Below are 18835 nucleotides of genomic sequence, written 5' to 3'. Positions count from 1 at the left end.
GCGTGAGCGGTGACCGGGGCGGGGCCGTCGACGGCCCCGCCCCGGTCCTCGTACGCACCCCCGCGAGCTCGGCGCTCCGGAACGCTCGCCGCCCCGGCGGACACTCGGCGCCCCGGCAGACACTCGGCGCTCCGGACCGCTCAGCGCTCCAGGAACGCGAACAGTTCCTCCCACCTGCGGACGACCTCGTCCGTGGCGAAGCGCCGGATGTTCGCGCGCGCCGCCTCGCCCATGGAGTCCCGCAGCGCCTTGTCGGACATCAGCGTGTCGAGCCGGCGGGCCAGTTCACCGGTGTTGCCGAGGGTGGCCAGCAGGCCGTCCTCGCCGTCCCGGACGATCTCGCGGACGCCGGGCGCGCAGTCGAAGGCGGCACACGGCAGGCCGGTGGCCATCGCCTCCATGAGGGCCAGCGGGAAGCCCTCGCCGCGCGAGGAGAGCACGAAGACCGAGCCGCCGCGCAGCGCGCCGGGGACATCGCTCGTCCGTCCCATCCAGTCGACCGAGTCGTCGAGCCCGAGCGAGGCGCACTGCTTCCTCAGGATCTCCTCGTCCTCGTCCTCGCCCGAGCCGTAGACGCGCAGCCGCCAGTCGGGGTGGAGCGGGGCGACCTCGGCCCAGGCGTCGAGGAGCATGTCGATGCCCTTCTGGTCGTGCAGCCTGCCCACGCTGACGACGGCGTTCCCGGTGCGCGGCGAGGGCACCTCGGGCATGAACGGCAGGGGGTTCGGCATGAAGGAGGCGTTGTTCATGCCCTGCCCGATCCACAGGTCGGCGTCCTCACGGGTGAGCGCGAGCATCCGGTCGACGTCCTTGTAGTACTTCAGGACCCGCCTGAAGCGCGAGGTCGTCCGGCAGTACTCGAAGGACTCGTGGCTCATGCCGATGACGGTCAGCCCGCCGGTGTCGGCGAGCTCCACCCATTCCATGGCCCACACCTGGGTGACGATCACGACCGCACCGGGGCGCGCGGCCCGGAACAGCGCGGTCAGTTCGGCGGCCTTCTCCCGCATGCCCGCCGCCCGCTCGGCACGCACTCTCCGCCCGGCGACGTCGAGCCGCCCCCTGAGGCCGCGCGCCGGTCCGACCCAGGGCGGGTGGATGTCGTACAACGTCGTGGTGGGGTAGGGGAGTTCGCCCAGTTCCTGGGGAACGGCGGACCGGGTCACGCCCACCACGTGCACGCGGTGACCGCGCTCGGTGAAGAGCCGGGCCATCTGGTGCGACCAGGTCGTCACCCCGCCCAGTTCGTCGACGCTGTTGGAGACGAAGAAGATGTCCCGCTGCGCAGGGCCGGTCATCCACGCCTCCAGTGCCCGAAGAACTGGTCGACGACGCTCCGGGCCGCCGTTCCCTTGTCGTACTCGCCGAAGTCGGCGAGGAACTGCTCGCGCCTGGGCGCGTACTTGACGCTCTGTTCCTCCAGCGAGCCGAGCACCGTGTGCAGTTCGTCCTCGGTCCGCACCACGGGTCCCGGTGCCCGCTCCAGCAGGTCGAAGTAGGTTCCGCGGTCCTCGTGCACGTACGCGTCGTAGTCGTACGCGAAGAAGAACATCGGGCGGTCGAGGAGTGCGTAGTCGAACATCACGGACGAGTAGTCGGTGATCAGCCCGTCGGCGAGGGCGAGCAGCGGGGTCATGTCGTGGCGGGCCGTGACGTCGACGACCCGGCCGCGCACGGACGGCGGGAGCACGACGTGGTTCAGGTAGTGGGAGCGGACCAGGAGGACGTAGCGGTCGCCGAAGGTGTCGGCGAAGCGCTCGACGTCGAAGGGCAGCTCGAACCGCTTCTGTCCGTTGCCGCGGCGGCGGAAGGTCGGGGCGTACAGGAGGATCTGCCGGTCCTCGGGGATGCCCAACTCCGCTGCCAGCGGTCCGCGTTCGCGCCCGTCACCGGCCGTCTCCCGCTGTCTGGCCCGCACGAGCGCGTCGTTGCGCGGGTACCCGACCCGCAGCAGGGTCCGTTCCTGGAGCCGGAACGCCCGCGCGAGGGTGCGCACATCGTGCTCGGAGCGGATGAGGAACCGGTCGAAGCGGTCCAGTGTCTTCTGCTGTTCGGCCTGCGCCTCACGGGACTTGAGTTTCCATTCGGCCTCGTCGAAGCCCATCCGTTTGAGCGCCGAGCCGTGCCACGTCTGGATGTACGTCGTGCCCGGCCGCTTGGTCAGCTTCAGCGGGTAGCTCTGGTTGTCGACCCAGAACTCGGCCTGCGCGAGGGCCCTGAGATACGGCAGCGACCAGCGGCGTACGAGGATGGCGTCGTCCGGGAAGCCGTCCGGGCTGCCGCTGTACGCCCAGACCGGCTCGAACTCCAGCCCCTGGCGGCGCATCTCCTCGTAGATCGCCCGGGGGCTGTCGCTGTACTGGCGGCCCAGGTGGCTCTCGAAGACGACGAGACCCGTGCGGACGGGCAGCCGGCTGAACACCTCGTGGTAGAGGCGGATCTTGGTCTCGCCGGAGCTGAGTTCCTTGCGCAGCGAACGGGCCTTGCGGTAGCCGGTCTTGGCGAGTGTGCCGGCCCGGCCGTGCACACCGCGCCGCACGACGACGTTGGCCTTCTTGTCGGGGACCAGCCGGAAGGACAGATGTCCGCGCGAGGAGACGACCGGTTCCATGCGGTCGGCGACGAGCCGGGTGAGCCGGGGCCGGACGGGTACCTGCCCGGTGACCAGACCGGGTTCGGCCGCGGTGAGCCTCGTGCTGGTGCGCACGCCGTCGACGTCGAGGTGGAGCCGTACGTCCCACACGGCGTCCACGATGCCCAGCGGCCGTACGGCCATCAGGTTCGCCGCGCCCTCCCAGGCGACGGTCCCGCCCGCGTGCCACACGTGCTTCACGGGGAAACGGAAGGTCTGGAAGCGCACTCCGGGGCGGCGGGCGTAGAACTCCAGCTCGCCGGCGAGCCGGGCGCCGGGCGGAATCACCCCGAGCGGGTTGGTGACGCGTCCGGCCAGCCGGACGGTCGCGCCGGTGCTCTCGTACGAGGTCAGCGCGTTGCGCAGGAACATCCGGTCGACCGGCTTGATGTGGTGGCCGAGGTCGGTGACGTCCAGGACGTGCCGGCCGAAGGGGTCGTCGAGATGCTCGGCGCACCAGTACACGCGCCCGTCGCGCTCGACGAGCGGCGAGGAGATCTTGTCGCGGTTGGTGAGGGTGTCCACGGCGGGCAGCAGGTTGTCCCAGTCGCTCACCTGGAGGAGATAGGCGCAGATGGCCTGGACGGGTTCGGCCTCGTCGAAGGCGGTGCGGTCGATCGACTCCAGGTACCGCCGGGCGATCGCCGCGAACTCCTCACGGAAGGCGGCGTCACGGAAGGGCAGTTCGCGCAGGTGCAGCACGAGGTCGTGCTTGAGGAACTTGACGTCCTTGGCGAACTTCAGCTCCAGGAGCCCCTTTTCCGCGAGGAGTTGGTCGACCCTGCGGTGGATCTCCATGCGGTGGGTGAAGTTGGCGATCTCGTCGCGCCGGTTGCTGATGGACTTCGCCGCCGCCTTGTCGGCGACCCGCCAGTCGTACACCCGGTTGGGGATGAGGGTGATGCGGCGGGCGGTGGCGTAGGCCTGGGCGGAGAAGAGCAGGTCCTCGTAGTGGATGCCGACCGGGAAGCGCAGCCCCTCGTCGAGCAGGAACCGTCTGCGGTAGCACTTGTTGGTCGACAGGGTGTCGAAGACCAGCAGGTCGGGCAGTTCGGAGATCGACTCCAGGGTCCGGGTGCGCCCGTACAGCCAGGGGTACCACTTGACCTCCTTGCGGGTGCGCGCGTCGACGTGCACGCGCACGCACAGGCCGGAGACCAGGTCGGCGCCGGTGGCCTCGGCGGCCTCCAGCATGTTGCGGCAGGCGTTGCGTTCCAGGACGTCGTCGCTGTCGAGGAAGAGCACGTAGGTGCCGCGGGCCTCGGTGATGCCGCGGTTGCGGGGGGCGCCGCAGCCGCCGCTGTTCTCGGGCAGCCGGCAGGCGCGGACCCGGTCGGGGTGCGCCGCGGCCAGTCCCCGTGCCACCTCGTACGAGCCGTCGGTGCTCCGGTCGTCGACGACGATCACCTCGACGTCGTGCAGCGTCTGGTCCAGGACGGAGCGCACGGCCGTGGGCAGCCGGGCGGCGTCGTTGTAGACGATGACGACCACGGAGACGGCGGGCTTCCCCGGCCCGGACCCGGTGTCCCCGGACACGGAGGCCGCGGACTCCGCCCCGGGCCCGGCGGGTTCTGTCGCGTGCGCGGCGGATTCCGTCCCAGCTCCGACGGATTCCGTCCCGTCTCCGGCGAGTTCTGCCCCCTGCTTGGCGGACGAGTGAGGTTGATCCACATTCATCCTATTAATCGTAGACACTGCGGCCCTCTTTGGGGCGTTATCGGCCGTTCCTCGCGTGTTGGAACACCCACGTCCGGTACACCACGAAGCGGAACGCCGAAGCCAGGACGATCGACAGGGCCTTGGCGATGTTCGAGCCGAGCGGTCCGCTCATCCCCAGGCCGTGATAGCCGGCGTAGAACAGCACGCTCTCCATGGCGACACCGAGCCCGCTGAACGCGAAGAAGAGAGCGATCTGGCGACGCGTGCGCGAGGCCCGGTCCCGGTAGGCGAAGTAGCGGAAGCCGAGGTAGTTCGTCCCCATGGCGACGCAGCTGGCGACCACCGTGGCGGCCATCGGGGCCCACGTCAGGCCGTGCAGCGCCAGGTTGAAGAAGAGGATGTTGACGGCGACCCCGCTGCCGCCGACGACGGAGAACCGGGCCACCTCCAAGGCGAGCCGGCGGACCCTCGGGGTGCTCGGGACAGGGCGGGGACGGACGACGGGCAGGGTCGCGACGGGCGCAGGGCGCTCGGAGAGATGCACTGTCACGGGTCCGGAACCTCCACAGGTCTGTCCGTCGGTCGAGCCCACCCTAAGCTAAATGTCCTATTTACCAGGTATAGGTAAATAGCGAGCCGGAATTTCGTCGGAGAAGCACCTGAGACAGGCAAGGAGGCCGGGGGGCGCCTCCCGCACACGAAACGGGGGCGCCCCGAGCCGTCACCGGCCCGGGGCGCCCCCGTTCGCGTACCGCTCAGGAATGCGAGCGCAGCAGTGTCCGCATCGTCCGCATCGCCACCGACAGGTTGGCGAGGTCGAACGAGTCCGAGCCCTGGATCTCGTCCAGGGTGGTGCGGGCCCGCCCGAGGATCGCCGTGTTCTTCTCCTGCCAGGCCTCGAAGCGCTGCTCGGGAGTGGAGGCCCCGTTGCCCACCGCCAGGACGTCGGCGGTCAGCGCCGCGTGGGCCGCGTACAGGTCCTCGCGGATCGACGCGCGGGCCATGGACTGCCAGCGGTCGGCACGCGGCAGCTCGATGATGCGGTCCATGAGCTGGGTGATGCCGAGACGGTCGGCGAGGTCGTAGTAGACCTCGGCGACGGCCATCGGGTCCTGGCCCGTGCGGTCGGCCACCGAGACGATGTCCAGCGCCGGGAAGGCGGAGGAGAACCCGGCCACGCGGGTGGCGAGTTCGTCCGGCACGCCGGCGTCCGACAGCTCGTCGTAGATCTGCTGGTACCACTCCAGGTCCGCGCCGCGGACCAGCTTGGGCAGCTCCGACCACACCTGCTCGACGCCGTCGGTGAAGAAGCTGATCGTTTCGGCGAGCTGGAGCGGCTGCGGCCGGTTGTTGAGCAGCCAGCGGGTGCCGCGCTCGACGAGACGGCGCGAGTGCAGCCGGATCCGGGTCTGCACGTCGGCGGCGACGACATTGTCGAGCGCCTCCACCGCGTCCCACACCGCGCTGGAGTTGAAGATCGCGCGGGCCGCGGTCTGCGCCCGGACGATCTCCTCCAGCGAGGCACCCGTCTCCTCGCGCAGGCGGTGCAGGAAGCTCGTACCGCCCGTGTTGACCGTGTCGTTGACCAGGACGGTCGTCACGATCTCGCGGCTCAGCGCGTGCCCCTCGATCTGCTCGCGGAACTGGTCGCGCAGCGCCGTCGGGAAGTAGGCGAGCAGCAGGCTCTGCAGGTACGGGTCGTCGGGCAGCGAGGTGGCGAGCAGCTCGACGGAGACCGTGATCTTCGTGTACGCGAGCAGGACCGCCGTCTCGGGACCGGTCAGACCCTGGCCGGCGTTGAGCCGCTCGCGGATCTGCCGCTCGGTGGGCAGGAACTCCAGGGCCCGGTCGAGGTACCCCTCCCGGACCAGGTGGCGCAGGAACCGCTGCTGGGCGTGGAGCATGCTCGGCGACTGGGCCAGCGCGTTGGCGATCGCCGTGTTCTGCGCGTAGTTGTTGCGCAGCACCAGGGCGCCGACCTCGTCGGTCATCTCGGCGAGCAGCTTGTTGCGCTGCTTGACGGTCAGATCGCCGTTGGCCACCACCGCGTTGAGCAGGATCTTGATGTTCACCTCGTGGTCGGAGGTGTCCACGCCCGCGCTGTTGTCGATGGCGTCCGTGTTGATCTTGCCGCCGTGCTGGGCGAACTCGATCCGGCCGAGCTGGGTCAGACCCAGGTTGCCGCCCTCGCCGACGACCTTGACGCGCAGGTCGGCGCCGTCGACGCGGATCGCGTCGTTGGCCTTGTCGCCGACCTCGGCGTGCGATTCGGCGGACGACTTCACGTACGTGCCGATGCCGCCGTTCCACAGCAGGTCGACGGGCGCCTGGAGGATCGCCCGCATCAGGTCGGCCGGCGTCATCTTCGCGACGTTCGACTCGATGCCGAGGACCTCGCGGATGTGCGCGTTGACCGGGATGGCCTTGGCGCTGCGCGGGAAGACGCCGCCACCGGCCGAGATCAGCTCGGTGTCGTAGTCGGCCCACGAGGAGCGCGGCAGCTCGAAGAGGCGGCGGCGCTCGGCGTAGGAGGTCTCCGCGTCCGGGGTCGGGTCGATGAAGATGTGCCGGTGGTCGAACGCGGCGACCAGGCGGATGTGCTCGGAGAGCAGCATGCCGTTGCCGAACACGTCGCCGGACATGTCACCGACGCCGACCACGGTGAAGTCCTGCGTCTGGGTGTTGACGCCGAGCTCCTGGAAGTGCCGCTTCACGGACTCCCAGGCACCGCGGGCGGTGATGCCCATCTTCTTGTGGTCGTACCCGGCGGAGCCGCCGGAGGCGAAGGCGTCGCCGAGCCAGAAGTCGTAGCTCTCCGCGACCTCGTTGGCGATGTCCGAGAACGTCGCCGTGCCCTTGTCGGCTGCGACCACGAGGTAGGTGTCGTCCTCGTCGTGCCGCACGACGTCGGCGGGCGGGACGATCTCGCCGGCCACCATGTTGTCGGTGATGTCGAGCAGCGCGGAGATGAAGGTCCGGTAGCTGCGGATGCCCTCGGCCATCCACGCGTCGCGGTCCACGGACGGGTCGGGAAGCTGCTTGGCGACGAAGCCGCCCTTGGCGCCGACCGGCACGATGACGGTGTTCTTCACCATCTGCGCCTTGACCAGGCCGAGGATCTCCGTACGGAAGTCCTCGCGCCGGTCGGACCAGCGCAGACCACCGCGCGCGACCTTGCCGAAGCGCAGGTGCACACCCTCGACGCGCGGCGAGTACACCCAGATCTCGAACGCCGGGCGCGGCGCCGGGAGGTCCGGGATGGCCGTCGGGTCGAACTTCATGGAGACGTACTCGTGCGGCGTGCCGCCGGCCGCCCGCTGGAAGAAGTTCGTGCGCAGGGTCGCCTTGATCAGGTGGAGGAAGGACCGCAGGATCCGGTCCTCGTCCAGCGAGGCGACCTGGTCGAGGGCCGCTTCCAGCTCCTCCAGCAGCGCGTCGGTCAGCTCGACACCGGCGCGCTGGCGCTCCGGAGACATCCGCGCCTCGAACAGCGAGACGAGCAGCCGGGTGGTGTGGACGTTGTTGCGGAGGGTGTCCTCCATGTAGTCCTGGCTGAAGGTGGAACCGGCCTGGCGCAGGTACTTCGCGTAGGCGCGCAGCACCATCGACTGCCGCCAGGTGAGCCCGGCACTCAGCACGAGGGCGTTGAAGCCGTCGTTCTCGGCCTGTCCGGTCCAGGTGGCGGCGAAGGCCTCCTGGAACCGCTCGCGGCCGTCGTCGCCGAGGTGGTCGCCGTTGCCGTTGAGGGACTTGGGCAGGCGCAGCCCGAAGTCGTAGATCCACGCCGTCGTACGGTCCGAGCAGCGCAGTTCGTACGGCCGCTCGTCGGTGACCTCGACGCCCATGCGGTTCAGGGCCGGCAGGACCGCGGACAGCGAGACCTGCTCGCCGGTGCGGTAGATCTTGAAACGGCGCTCGCCGGGCACCGCGCCCACCGGCTCGTACAGGCTGAGCGCGAAGTCCTTCCTCGCTTCCTGCCCGAGTGCCTGGAGGTGGACCAGGTCGGCGACGGCCGAGCGCGGGGAGTGGTCGGCCTTGTAGCCCTCGGGGAAGGCGTTGCCGTACCGGCGCAGCAGCTCGGCGGCGCGCTCCTCGCCGCACTCTGCGGTCAGCGCCTCCGCGAAGCCGTCGGCCCAGGAGCGGGCGGCCTCGACCAGGCGCGCCTCGATGCGCTCCTTGTCGGAGTCGGACAGCTGCGGCAGCTCGGTGCCGGGCTCGACCCGGACCACGAAGTGCAGCCGGGACAGGATCGACTCGGTGTTCCAGGCCGTGAAGTCGACGCTGGTGCCGTTGAGCTCTTCCTTGAGGATGTCGATGATCCGCAGGCGCACACCGGTGGTGTAGCGGTCGCGCGGGAGGTAGACGAGGGCCGAGTAGTAGCGCCCGTACTCGTCCTGGCGCAGGTAGAGCCGCAGCCGGCGGCGCTCCTGGAGGTACAGGACGGACGTGACGATCGCCCGGAGCTCGTCGGCGGGGGTCTGGAACAGCTCGTCGCGCGGGTAGGTCTCCAGGATCTGGAGCAGGTCGCGTCCGTCGTGGCTGTTGGGCGAGAACCCGGCACCGCGCAGGACCTCGTCGACCTTACGGCGGACGACGGGCACCCGGCGCACGGACTCGGTGTACGCGGCGGAGGAGAACAGGCCCAGGAAGCGGCGCTCCCCGATGACCTCGCCGTTCTCGTCGAACTTCTTGACCCCGACGTAGTCGAGGTACGACGGGCGGTGCACGGTGGCGCGGCTGTTCGCCTTGGTCAGGATCAGCAGTTTGTGCTCGCGGGCCTTGGCCCGGGCGTCGGCGGGCAGCCGCTCGAAGGACGGGCTGACCGGGTGGCTGTCCTCGCCGTGCTGCGGGTCGGAGCGCAGGATGCCGAGCCCGGTGCCGGGGACGGCGGCCAGCGAGTCGTCCTCGCGGAGCTGGTACTCGCGGTACCCGAGGAAGGTGAAGTGGTCACCGGAGAGCCAGCGCAGCAGCTCGCGGGCCTCCTCGACCTCCTGGTCGCGCAGATCGTCGGCGGTGGGCTCCTTGGGGAGCTCCTCCGCGATCCGCAGCGCCGCGTCGCGCATCTTCTCCCAGTCCTCGACGGCCTCACGGACGTCGGACAGGACGCGCAGCAGATCGGTGGTGATCTGCTTCAGGTCGGCGCGGTCGGTCTCCCGGTCGATCTCGACGTGGATCCACGACTCGACGTGCGCGTCGTGCGGGAGGTTCTCGGCGGAGGGCCGCGCGGGCAGCACCTCGATGAGCTTGCCGGTGAGGTCGCGCCGTACGACGAACTGCGGATGGATGACGACGTGGATGCCGCGTCCCTGCCGGGACAGTTCGTTGGTCACCGAGTCGACGAGGAAGGGCATGTCATCCGTGACCACCTCGACGACGGAGTGGCTGCAGGTCCAGCCGTTCTCCTCGACGGTGGGCGTGTGCACGCGCACGTTGGCCTTGCCCTGCGGGCGGTTCTCGGCCAGTCGGTAGTGGGAGAAGGCCGCTCCGAAGACGTCGACCGGGTCGCGGTCGGTGAGGTCCTCCGGGGCCGTGTGCAGGTAGTAGCGCTGGAGGAACGCGAGCACGGTGTCCCGGTCGGGGGTGCCCTCGCCCGTCGTCCCAGTCGGTAGGTGCCCCCCGACCGGGCTGTTCTCAGCTACCCGGGCGGCCCTTTCGAGCAGCTCGGCCTTGGCTTCGTCCAGCTTGGTCTGCATTGTCCTCTGGCTCCTGTCGCGCGCCGTTGCGTGACGTTGAAGGAAATACGGTCTCGTCGCTTCCGACGCAACGCCGCGACGCGGGGTGTCCGGTCTGGTTCGACGCTATGCCGCAAGGGGAGACGGGCGGAGGGGTAACGGTCATTCTGGACCGCCCCGGAGGGTGTGACGCCGCTCTCGGCGACGTCCGTTCCCCGGGTGCCGTCGACGTACGGAGTGCGTTGCCGCCGGCGCTCGCCGCGTTTCCGCTCGCGCCCACGGCCGTCGCCGTGATCCCGTCCCGCCCGTGAAGATCAGCGATTGACGCCCGGTCACGGATGTCGTCCGTGCGTTCCGGGCGCGGGGCAGGGGCGACGATGCCCCCGCGAGATATCGCGCTGATCACGCCACCAGGCTATCGCCCCCGACCGGGGGGTCGTCATGAGCCGTATGTGTACAAAAGCAGGGGGGCAACTTTGACACTATGCACAGGGGCGGAGAGGGCGACGGCATGCAGTGCGGGCCGACTGCGGGCTACCGTCGTCCTACGGACCGTGTTCTGCCCCTTGGCAAGCACCTCCCCCGGAGACAGGCTGGCAGGACGGCGAACGCGACGTGCAGGACGGCCGACGGGAGCGCAGCACCATGGCAGCGAAGATCCTCATTGTCACCGGCGACGCGGCGGAGTCGCTGGAAGTCCTCTACCCCTATCAGCGTCTGCGCGAGGAGGGGTACGAGGTCCACATCGCGGCCCCCACCCGCAAGAAGCTGCAGTTCGTGGTCCACGACTTCGAGCCCGGCTTCGACACGTACACCGAGAAGCCCGGCTACACCTGGCCCGCGGACCTGGCCTTCGCGGAGGTCGACCCCGGCGCGTACGTCGCCCTGGTCATCCCCGGCGGGCGGGCCCCTGAGTACCTCCGCAACGACCTCGAACTCCGCAAGATCCTGAAGTCGTTCTTCGACGCGGACAAGCCGGTGGCCCAGATCTGTCACGGCCCCCTGCTGACCGCGTCCGTGGACAGCCTGAGCGGGCGCCGCGTCACGGCCTATCCCGCGCTGGAGCTCGACATGCAGGCGGCGGGCGCGACCTTCCAGGACGCGGAGGCCGTCGTCGACGGCACCCTGGTCTCCGCCCGCGCCTGGCCGGACCACTCCGCCTGGATGCGCGAGTTCCTCAAGGTGCTGCGCTCGAAGGCCCCGGTGAACTGACGCACCGACGGGCACGGCCCGCCCTCCGGCGAGCCGCCCGGGAGGGTTCCGGCGAGCTGCCCGGCACGGCACTCCGACGAGCTTCCGGGGAGGTCGTCCCCGGCGTGCCCGTCCGGCAGGGCCCGGCGGGCTGCCCGGGAGGCGGGCAGGAGCCTCAGGCCGCCAGCCTGCCGGCCTCCTCGACCGCCTCCTCCAGGCTGTCCACCACGGGAACGCCGGCCTCCTCCAGGCTGGCGCGGCTGTGGGAGCCCCCGGTGTAGAGGACGGCCCCGGCGCCGACATGCCGTGCGGCCGTCGCGTCGTCCACCGCGTCGCCGATCACCACCACGCGGGCCGGCTCGACACCCGCGAGGGCGCCGAGGTGGCGCACCATGTGCTCGGCCTTGCTGCCGCCCGAGGGCCCGGTCCGTCCGTCGACCCGGACGAAGTGCGGCTCGATCCCGAAGCCCCGCACCAGCGGGACCAGCTCCTCGTGCCCGTACATGCTCAGGAGGGACTGGCTGCGGCCCGCCGCCTCCCACCCGGCGAGCAGCGCGGGCACTCCGGCGGTGAGCCCGCACGCCCTGCGGTGCTCGGCGTAGTACCGGTGGAAGGTGTCGTCCATGATCTGCCACTCGGTGTCCGTGGGCAGCCGGCCCATCAGCCGCTCGTAGAACCTCGGCACGGGCACGCAGTACATCGCCCGGTACCGCTCCAGGGTGATCGGCTCAAGACCCAGCTCCGCGAAGGCCGCGTTCGTCGCCCCGATGATCGCGTCATTGTCGTGGAACAGCGTGCCGTTCCAGTCCCAGACAATGTGCGCGTTTCCTTGCTTCCCCATACCGAGAAACGTACCCGCCGCCACCGACAACACCTCATCGCGGGCGGAGACCGGGCGGCTACTCCCCGAGTCCGATCAGGCCGGGGATCTCCTGCGTGGCGAACCACAGCAGCTCGTGGTCATCGGCCCCGTCGACGACGAACTGGGCGTCGTCGTCCCCGGTCTCGGCCGCGCCCAGCGCCGCCGCGGCCGCGGTCACGTCCGTCTCGGCGTCGGCCGCGTCGACGTGCACGGCGGCCGCCTTGGCCAGGGTCACGTCCTGGGAGACCCGCACCTCGCCGAGCGCGGCGGGATCGAGTCCCCGGTCGGGGTCGGCGGCCGCGGCCCGGTCCGGAACGTCGACCGCGACCACGACCCGGCGCCGCACGGCCTGGGGATCGGCCGCCAGGAGCCGCAGCGAGGCCAGCGCGGCACGGCTCAGCGCCGCGTACTCCAGTTCCTCGATGTCGTCGGAGAGATACCACTCGCGCAGGGCGGGCGTGACGGCGTACGCGACGAACGGTCCCGTCTCCAGCTCTCCCGTCTTGTACGCCTCGGCGAGACCGGAGAGGGTCAGGGGGACGTAGACGCGCATGGCTGGCCGCTTTCGTAGTCGGGGCTCCGGGGGTCACGCGGTGCGAGCACTCCGGGGAGGGCGGTACCGCGCCTTGGGGAGGGCCTTCAGGATACGTGCGGGCGTCCCCTTTCGAGGTCCCGGCCGCGCCCTCCGCGGCGTCCACCCGGCGCCCGCGATTCACCCGGTACTCCCCTTGGCCACCAAGGGTTCCGCCCGTCCCCGCAACCCTGATAGGTGAACTCTCCCGCGGCCGCGGCACGCGCCCGCCGTCCTTGCGCGGGCACCTTCCCGGCTCGTACAAGATCCCCGACACGAAAGTTACCGACCGGTATGGCCGGTCCGGACGACGAGCGGGGACGACGCATGAACAAGGTGATGACCAGGACCAGGCGCCACCCGGGCACCCGCCCGCCCGGCCGGCAGGACTCCCGCCGCCCCGGCGGCGCCCCACCGCACACCCCGGGCACGGGCACCCCCGCGAGGCGGCCGGGCGGCACCCCGCCCCAGGACACAAGCCCGTCCCCCACGCCCTCCGCCGGCGCCCTGCCGCGGGGCGAGGCCAGGAAGGGCACTCCGCCGCGCGGTGCGGCCCGGACGAGCGACCTGCCGCCGGGCGAGGCCAGGGCGCTCGCCACGGCGGCCCCCGGGGCGCCCGGACGCCCCGCTCCGGGGCCCCGTCCCACCGACGTCTTCGCCGAGCGTCTGCTGGCTGTGCTGAGCGGTGCCCGCCCCGTCCACTGCATGCTGCGCCACACCGCGGGCCGGGCCTACGACGAACTGGTCCGGCTCGCCGAACGCGGCCCCCTGCGTACCCGCGGCACGCGCCCCGTCGTCCGGGACATCGGCTACTACGTCGCGCGCCCCGGCGCCGTCGAGGCCTTCGCCCGCATCGGCGCCGGTGACCAGCTCCGCGCCATGGCCTTCCGGCTGGAGCAGGGCCCCGACCTCCGCTGGCGCTGCACCGCGATCGAACTCGGCGGCCCCCGCACACCCCGCCCCACCGACTGAACGCCACCGGCGCACCGGCATCCGGGCCTGGGAAACGGGCCCGGCATCCGGGCCCGGGAAACGGCAGGGGCCGGACACCTGGTGTCCGGCCCCTGCCGTGTCATCGGTCGCGCGCGGCGGCGGTCACCCGCGGCCCGCGTCCCTCACTTCTTGCGGCGGCGCACGCCACCCTTCTGCGCCTTGCGGCGCTCCGCGCGCGTGAGGCCGTCCGCCTCGGACCGCACCGGCTCGTCGCTGGCGAAGTCGCCCTCGACGATGCCGCCCTCGCCGTCCACGGTCGGCGCGGAGAAGTGCAGCCGGTCCGGCCGCTGCGGGGCGTCGAGACCCTTGGCGCGGATCTCGGGGCGCCCGGCGCCCGCGGGAACGGCTTCCTGCTTGGCCAGGGACGGCGCGGAGTCCTCGACCAGGACCTCCTCGACCTGCTGCTCGACCTGGACCTCCAGGTTGAACAGGTAGCCGACGGACTCCTCCTTGATGCCGTCCATCATGGCGCTGAACATGTCGAAGCCCTCGCGCTGGTACTCGACCAGCGGGTCCTTCTGGGCCATCGCACGCAGGCCGATGCCCTCCTGGAGATAGTCCATCTCGTAGAGGTGCTCACGCCACTTGCGGTCCAGGACCGACAGCACGACCCGGCGCTCCAGCTCACGCATGATCTCGGAGCCGAGCTGCTCCTCACGGGCCGAGTACTGGTCGTGGATGTCGTCCTTGATGGACTCGGAGATGAACTCGGCGGTCAGACCGGAGCGGTCGCCGGCCTCCTCCTCCATCTCGTCGACGGTGACCTTCACCGGGTAGAGCTGCTTGAAGGCGCCCCACAGCCGGTCGAGGTCCCACTCCTCGGCGAAGCCCTCGGCGGTCTCGGCCGCGATGTAGGCGTCGATGGTGTCGTCCATGAAGTGCCGGATCTGCTCCTGGAGGTCCTCGCCCTCCAGGACGCGGCGGCGCTCGCCGTAGATGACCTCGCGCTGCCGGTTGAGCACCTCGTCGTACTTCAGGACGTTCTTGCGGGTCTCGAAGTTCTGCTGCTCGACCTGCGACTGGGCGGACGCGATGGCACGCGTGACCATCTTGTTCTCGATCGGCACGTCGTCCGGCACGTTCGCCATCGACATCACGCGCTCGACCATCTGCGCCTTGAACAGACGCATCAGGTCGTCGCCCAGGGAGAGGTAGAAGCGGGACTCGCCCGGGTCGCCCTGACGGCCGGAACGACCGCGCAGCTGGTTGTCGATACGCCGCGACTCGTGGCGCTCCGTGCCGAGGACGTAGAGCCCGCCGAGGTCCTTGACCTCCTCGAACTCCGCCTTCACCGCCTTCTCGGCACGCTCCAGGGCGGCGGGCAGGGCGTGCGCCCACTCCTCGATGTGCTCCTCGGGGTCGAGGCCGCGCTGGCGCAGCTCCGCCTCGGCGAGGTCGTCGGGGTTGCCGCCGAGCTTGATGTCCGTACCGCGGCCGGCCATGTTCGTGGCGACCGTGACGGCACCCCTGCGGCCGGCCTGGGCGACGATCGTCGCCTCCCGGTCGTGCTGCTTGGCGTTCAGCACCTCGTGCTGGACACCGCGCTTGGAGAGCTGCTGCGAGAGGTACTCGGACTTCTCGACCGACGTCGTACCGACGAGGATCGGCTGGCCCTTCTCATGCTTCTCGACGATGTCGTCGACGACCGCCTCGAACTTCGCGACCTCGGTGCGGTAGATCAGGTCGGACTGGTCCTTGCGGACCATCGGCCGGTTGGTCGGGATCGGGACGACGCCGAGCTTGTAGATCTGGTGGAACTCGGCGGCCTCCGTCATCGCCGTACCGGTCATGCCGGAGAGGCCGGGCATTTCCTTGTCGTTGTGGTCGTGGCGCTTGTAGAGGCGGAAGAAGTTCTGGAGGGTGATCGTGGCGAGCGTCTGGTTCTCGTCCTTGATGTCCACCCCTTCCTTCGCCTCGATCGCCTGGTGCATGCCCTCGTTGTAGCGGCGGCCGGCGAGGATACGGCCGGTGTGCTCGTCAACGATCATGACTTCGCCGTCCATGACGACGTAGTCCTTGTCCTTCTTGAACAGTTCCTTGGCCTTGATGGCGTTGTTCAGGTAACCGACGAGCGGGGTGTTCACCGACTCGTAGAGGTTGTCGATGCCCAGCCAGTCCTCGACCTTGGCGACGCCGGGCTCGTGGATGGCGACGGTGCGCTTCTTCTCGTCGACCTCGTAGTCGCCGGTCTCCTCGATGCCCTTCAGGGGGTTGCCGGGCTCGCCCTTCTTCAGGCGGGTGACCAGCTTGGCGAAGTCGCCGTACCACTTGGTGGCCTGGTCGGCCGGGCCGGAGATGATCAGCGGCGTACGGGCCTCGTCGACGAGGATCGAGTCGACCTCGTCGACGATCGCGAAGTTGTGGCCGCGCTGGACGAGCTCGTCCTGGGACCACGCCATGTTGTCGCGCAGGTAGTCGAAGCCGAACTCGTTGTTCGTGCCGTACGTGATGTCGCACGCGTACTGCTCGCGGCGCTGGGCCGGAGTCATGTTGGCGAGGATGCAGCCGACCTCTAGCCCGAGGAACTTGTGGACGCGGCCCATCATTTCGGAGTCGCGCTCGGCCAGGTAGTCGTTGACCGTGATGAGGTGGACGCCCTTGCCGGAGAGGGCGTTCAGGTACGCGGGCAGGGTGCCGACGAGCGTCTTGCCCTCACCGGTCTTCATCTCCGCCACATAGCCGAGGTGGAGCGCGGCGCCACCCATCATCTGCACGTCGTAGTGACGCTGGCCAAGGGCACGCTTGGCAGCCTCACGGACGGTCGCGAAGGCCTCGGGCAGCAGGTCGTCGAGGCTCTCGCCGTCGATGTACCGCTGCTTGTACTCATCGGTGAGGGCCCTCAGCTCGGCGTCGGAGAGGTCGACGAAGTCCTCTTCGATGGAGTTGACCTGGTCCGCGATGCGGTGCAGTTTGCGCAGGATCTTGCCTTCGCCTGCACGCATGATCTTCGAGAGGACGGACACGGGGGTTTGTCTCCTTGCCGGTCGGGCCTGGGACGGTCGGTTTCAATAACAGTTTCAAATCACAGCTTGAGCAACGGCCATCGTAAGCGAGGACCACACCGCGCCGGGAGGTCTGCCGGTGACAGCCACCAGGACAACGGACAGGGGTTGCCGAAGGTGCCGCGTTCGCACAGCGAAAAGTAGCGAACCGGTCACCCAGGGCAAAGGAATGGCGTCCTTTCGATTGCCCGAGCAGAATCGGCCGATGGACCCCGTCACGCTGACCACCGATCGTCTCGTCCTGCGCGCCGTGGGCGTGGACGACACCGACGCCGTCTTCGAGGCCGCCCAGGATCCCGACATCCAGCGTTGGACCACGATCCCGTCCCCCTATCTGCGCGAGCACGCGTCGGGTTTCACGGACCAGATCGTGCCCGAGGGCTGGGTGGACGGCTCGGCCTTCGCCTTCGGTGTCTTCCTCCCCTCCGGGGAGCTGGCGGGCATGCTCTCGATCACCATGCGCTCCCTCGGTGTCGGCGAGGTGGGTTACTGGGCGACGAAGGAGCACCGCGGCAACGGCTACATCGTCGAAGCCACCGTCGCCGCCTCCCGCTGGGCCTTCACCGACCTGTCCGTCGACCGCGTCGAATGGCGCGCCGAGGTCGGCAACACCGGGTCCCGCGCGGTCGCCGAACGTGCCGGCTTCACCATCGAGGGGACCCTCCGCTCCGCCGTCAACAACAAGGGCGTACGCAGGGACTGCTGGGTGGGTTCGCTGCTCCCCTCGGACCTGGGCCTCCCGTCGACGGCGCCGTACCTGCCGGCCAGGTGAGCGCCGTGGCGGGTCCCGGAGCGGATCCCGCTCCGGGACCCGGGCCCGGGTCCCGCGCTCGCGCCGCCGCGATCCCTCCGTGGGCGCCCCGGTTGTCAGTGGCACCGCCTAACGTGTGGGCATGACGAGTCTCCCGCGTCCCACCACCGAACTCTCCGCGGACGAAGCCCGCCGCATCGCTCTGCGGGCGCAGGGTTTCCTGGGCGCCCCGGACCGCAGGGCGGGCGTCCGCGGAGTCCTGCGGCACCTCGGCGCGGTCCAGCTCGACACGATCTCCGTCCTCGCCCGCTCCCACGAACTGATTCCGTACGCCCGGCTCGGCGCCGTCGGCCGCAAGACCGTGGAGCAGGCGTACTGGACGTCGGCACCGCCCGCCGACACACCCCCGGCACCGCACGCGTTCGAGTACTGGTCGCACGCGGCCTGCATCCTGCCCGTGGAGGAGTGGCCCCACTTCGCGTTCCGCCGCCGCGCCTACCGCGCCCGCCCGCACTGGAACCACGACCTGCCCGACGGCGCCTACGACCAGGTCCTCAAGCAGCTGCGCGCCGAAGGCCCCCTGACGGCGACGGACTTGGGCGGGGCGAAGAAGACCAGCGAGTGGTGGGACTGGTCGGGCACGAAGGTGGCCGTCGAGCGCGCGCTGATGTACGGCGAGGTGGTGTGCGTGGAGCGGCGCGGCTGGAAGCGGGTCTACGACCTCGCGGAGCGTGCCATCCCGAAGCCGCTGCTGCACGACGAGCTGGACGACAGGGAGTGCCTGCGCCGTCTCGTCCGCCTGGCCGGACAGTCCCTCGGCGTCGGCACGCGCGCGGACATCGCCGACTACCACCGCCTCAAACTGGATCAGGTCGACGCGGTGATCGGTGACTCGGGTCTGGTCCCCGTGACAGTGGAGAGCTGGGGCAGAGCCGCGGCCGGGAAGGGCGGCGCGGGGAGCCCGGGATCAAGACCCGCCGGAGACGCGTGGGCGGACCCGGCGGCGCTGGAGACGGTCCCGCGCGGCCGTCACCGCACGACACTGCTGTCGCCCTTCGACTCACTCATCTGGGAGCGGGCGCGCACGGAGCGGATCTTCGATTTCACGCATCGCCTGGAGGCGTACACGCCCAAGCCGAAGCGGGTCCACGGCTATTTCGCGATGCCGGTCCTCGCCGGTGGCCGGCTCGTCGGCCGGGTCGACCCGGCGCGCGAGGGCCGCACGCTGGTCGCCAGACAGGTCACCCTGGACGGCGCGAAGGCGGTCCCGGCGGTGGCCCAGGCCCTGGCGGAGGCCGCGGGCTGGGTGGACTGCACAAATGTCCGGGTCGAGCGGGTGGACGCCCCGGACCTGCGCGAACCGCTGTCCGCGGAGCTCGTACGCATCCTGGGGTGACGTCCGGCGAAGTTTGCGTCGGGAGACACTCGGCGAAGTGCGTCGGGTGACGTCCGGCGAAGTCGTCGGACAGCGCCTGGCGGAATCGTCGGGCGGGCACCTGGCG

General features: G+C 70.3%; 11 protein-coding genes. 4 read left to right on the top strand and 7 right to left on the bottom strand.

The genetic code is table 11. The annotated features are described in order from the left end of the window. Window positions 1-140: 140 nt before the first annotated feature. The 4 genes from OG780_RS25410 to OG780_RS25395 form a co-directional block, all read right to left on the bottom strand. Entirely contained in the window at window positions 141-1298 is a 1158-nt protein-coding gene (locus OG780_RS25410) for a glycosyltransferase (RefSeq protein WP_328451831.1), read from the bottom strand. Further along, window positions 1295-4309, bottom strand: a complete 3015-nt coding sequence (locus tag OG780_RS25405; protein ID WP_328451829.1) for a bifunctional glycosyltransferase/CDP-glycerol:glycerophosphate glycerophosphotransferase — start codon at window positions 4307-4309, stop codon at window positions 1295-1297. The genes OG780_RS25410 and OG780_RS25405 overlap by 4 nt, the downstream gene beginning before the upstream one ends. A gap of 37 nt (window positions 4310-4346) precedes the next feature. Further along, window positions 4347-4841, bottom strand: a complete 495-nt coding sequence (locus OG780_RS25400; RefSeq protein ID WP_328451827.1) for a GtrA family protein — start codon at window positions 4839-4841, stop codon at window positions 4347-4349. Window positions 4842-5046: 205 nt separating this feature from the next. Then, a complete protein-coding gene (locus tag OG780_RS25395; protein WP_328451825.1) occupies window positions 5047-9984 on the bottom strand; it encodes an NAD-glutamate dehydrogenase in 4938 nt (1645 codons plus the stop codon). Window positions 9985-10608: 624 nt separating this feature from the next. On the opposite strand from OG780_RS25395, the gene OG780_RS25390 reads away from it, so the two are divergent. Continuing rightward, a complete protein-coding gene (locus OG780_RS25390; RefSeq protein ID WP_328451823.1) occupies window positions 10609-11175 on the top strand; it encodes a DJ-1/PfpI family protein in 567 nt (188 codons plus the stop codon). A gap of 154 nt (window positions 11176-11329) precedes the next feature. Here the strand turns inward: OG780_RS25390 and OG780_RS25385 are convergent, their stop codons facing one another. After that, entirely contained in the window at window positions 11330-11995 is a 666-nt protein-coding gene (locus OG780_RS25385; RefSeq protein ID WP_328451821.1) for an HAD family hydrolase, read from the bottom strand. A 58-nt stretch (window positions 11996-12053) separates the two neighbouring features. Further along, window positions 12054-12569, bottom strand: coding sequence for a DUF6912 family protein (locus OG780_RS25380; protein WP_328451819.1), 516 nt, complete (start codon window positions 12567-12569; stop codon window positions 12054-12056). A 345-nt stretch (window positions 12570-12914) separates the two neighbouring features. Here OG780_RS25380 and OG780_RS25375 point away from each other — a divergent pair, with 345 nt between their 5' ends. Beyond that, window positions 12915-13559, top strand: coding sequence for an Rv3235 family protein (locus tag OG780_RS25375; protein ID WP_328451817.1), 645 nt, complete (start codon window positions 12915-12917; stop codon window positions 13557-13559). Between the two features lie 143 nt (window positions 13560-13702). Here OG780_RS25375 and secA read toward each other — a convergent pair whose 3' ends face one another. Then, window positions 13703-16543, bottom strand: a complete 2841-nt coding sequence (gene secA / locus OG780_RS25370; protein WP_328451815.1) for a preprotein translocase subunit SecA — start codon at window positions 16541-16543, stop codon at window positions 13703-13705. 244 nt (window positions 16544-16787) lie between these two features. Here secA and OG780_RS25365 point away from each other — a divergent pair, with 244 nt between their 5' ends. After that, entirely contained in the window at window positions 16788-17354 is a 567-nt protein-coding gene (locus tag OG780_RS25365; protein ID WP_326787408.1) for a GNAT family N-acetyltransferase, read from the top strand. Between the two features lie 121 nt (window positions 17355-17475). Beyond that, a complete protein-coding gene (locus OG780_RS25360) occupies window positions 17476-18729 on the top strand; it encodes a winged helix-turn-helix domain-containing protein (protein ID WP_328451812.1) in 1254 nt (417 codons plus the stop codon). Window positions 18730-18835 lie beyond the last annotated feature (106 nt).

Source organism: Streptomyces sp. NBC_00386, from assembly GCF_036063235.1.
In the GTDB taxonomy this organism is placed as follows: domain Bacteria; phylum Actinomycetota; class Actinomycetes; order Streptomycetales; family Streptomycetaceae; genus Streptomyces.
The sequence above is the reverse complement of the archived record's forward strand: the minus strand, read 5'-3'. Positions and strand labels throughout refer to the sequence as shown.

What these genes read in the sequence shown, in the direction of transcription:
- OG780_RS25380 (WP_328451819.1), bottom strand. Translation starts at nt 12,569, where the DNA reads ATGCGCGTCTACGTCCCCCTGACCCTCTCCGGTCTCGCCGAGGCGTAC.
- OG780_RS25375 (WP_328451817.1), top strand. Translation starts at nt 12,915, where the DNA reads ATGAACAAGGTGATGACCAGGACCAGGCGCCACCCGGGCACCCGCCCG.
- OG780_RS25360 (WP_328451812.1), top strand. Translation starts at nt 17,476, where the DNA reads ATGACGAGTCTCCCGCGTCCCACCACCGAACTCTCCGCGGACGAAGCC.
- OG780_RS25385 (WP_328451821.1), bottom strand. Translation starts at nt 11,995, where the DNA reads ATGGGGAAGCAAGGAAACGCGCACATTGTCTGGGACTGGAACGGCACG.
- OG780_RS25395 (WP_328451825.1), bottom strand. Translation starts at nt 9,984, where the DNA reads ATGCAGACCAAGCTGGACGAAGCCAAGGCCGAGCTGCTCGAAAGGGCC.
- OG780_RS25365 (WP_326787408.1), top strand. Translation starts at nt 16,788, where the DNA reads ATGGACCCCGTCACGCTGACCACCGATCGTCTCGTCCTGCGCGCCGTG.
- OG780_RS25405 (WP_328451829.1), bottom strand. Translation starts at nt 4,309, where the DNA reads ATGAATGTGGATCAACCTCACTCGTCCGCCAAGCAGGGGGCAGAACTC.
- OG780_RS25390 (WP_328451823.1), top strand. Translation starts at nt 10,609, where the DNA reads ATGGCAGCGAAGATCCTCATTGTCACCGGCGACGCGGCGGAGTCGCTG.
- OG780_RS25410 (WP_328451831.1), bottom strand. Translation starts at nt 1,298, where the DNA reads ATGACCGGCCCTGCGCAGCGGGACATCTTCTTCGTCTCCAACAGCGTC.